Here is a 909-nt window from a genome sequence, read left to right as displayed (position 1 = left end):
TAAAGAAGGGAGGTCCCCAATATGGCTACTCAAAAAGAGACGTTGACAAAGGTTTTGGTCATGAAATTTTACGATGCGGATAACAAAAAAGATCGCACGCTAAGCATCTCAAACCCGAAACCGACACTTACGGCTGCTGATGTACAAGCGGTCATGCAAACTTTTGTTGACTTACGACCTTTTCGACAAATCTCGAAACCCGAGATTAAAGGCGCAGTCACGATCGAAAAGCTCACAAAAGATTTTGGTATCGTAATTAGCTAGGACCTAAAGCTAGGCGCTGGCCTGGCTTTTTTTATTTTTATTGATTGAAGAAGGGAGGAGGCGCTTATCACTGCTAAAAAAAATCGTTTTAAAATCATGTCGTTAGCACACACAAATTATAAAAAGTGCGAGTGTTGCGATCGGGTACGCGATATTTATTTTAAAATGTTTATTTACAACGCATTGGATGGCAAATTTTTAATGGGTACGATCGACTTATGCAAAAAATGTGGTGAAAATTTTGGTGATTTGCTGCGGATCAACGTATCGGCGGACGGCACCGAAAGTGATTTTACATTTGAAGAAGAATAGGAGGAGAAATGATGGAAGAGCTATTCAACTATCTCGACTACGGATTTTCATTTTTGCTGGCAATCTATTTGCTAGTTCGAATGGAAAAAAAGTTAGAGCTACTGACTGAAAGCATTGCAAAATTGACGAATCAATTTGAGAAAGACTAATCACGTTCTGGCTCTCAGAAATCGCTCATGAGCTCGAGAAGCGTGTTTTTGATACAACATATATTTAAATATGCGACACAAGGGGGACTTTAATGCTATCAATTAATAAATATCTGCAGCACTTAGAGTACGAAGGTAAAGCATTTAATACAATTGAGACATATCGTTATCATTTAATTGCATT

3 protein-coding genes are annotated in these 909 nt (G+C 38.2%); all 3 read left to right on the top strand.

Going from position 1 to position 909, the window contains the following annotated elements; genetic code table 11:
* Positions 1-21 precede the first annotated feature (21 nt).
* The 3 genes from V514_RS0117815 to V514_RS20150 all read left to right on the top strand — a co-directional run bounded on the left by V514_RS0117815 (position 22) and on the right by V514_RS20150 (position 725).
* Positions 22-264, top strand: a complete 243-nt coding sequence (locus V514_RS0117815) for a DUF2922 domain-containing protein (RefSeq protein ID WP_029501139.1) — start codon at positions 22-24, stop codon at positions 262-264.
* 165 nt (positions 265-429) lie between these two features.
* Positions 430-576 carry a hypothetical protein gene (locus tag V514_RS20490; protein WP_161630220.1) on the top strand — a complete coding sequence of 49 codons (147 nt, stop codon included), beginning with the start codon at positions 430-432 and terminating at the stop codon, positions 574-576.
* 8 nt (positions 577-584) lie between these two features.
* Positions 585-725, top strand: a complete 141-nt coding sequence (locus V514_RS20150; RefSeq protein ID WP_081715100.1) for a YvrJ family protein — start codon at positions 585-587, stop codon at positions 723-725.
* Positions 726-909 lie beyond the last annotated feature (184 nt).

Origin of the sequence: Kurthia huakuii LAM0618, from assembly GCF_000505545.1 — a bacterium.
Taxonomy (GTDB): domain Bacteria; phylum Bacillota; class Bacilli; order Bacillales_A; family Planococcaceae; genus Kurthia; species Kurthia huakuii.
This window is presented reverse-complemented; position numbering and strand designations above follow the sequence as displayed.

Coding starts and splice junctions, on each gene's coding strand:
- V514_RS0117815 (WP_029501139.1), top strand. CDS start 22: ATGGCTACTCAAAAAGAGACGTTGACAAAGGTTTTGGTCATGAAATTT.
- V514_RS20490 (WP_161630220.1), top strand. CDS start 430: ATGTTTATTTACAACGCATTGGATGGCAAATTTTTAATGGGTACGATC.
- V514_RS20150 (WP_081715100.1), top strand. CDS start 585: ATGATGGAAGAGCTATTCAACTATCTCGACTACGGATTTTCATTTTTG.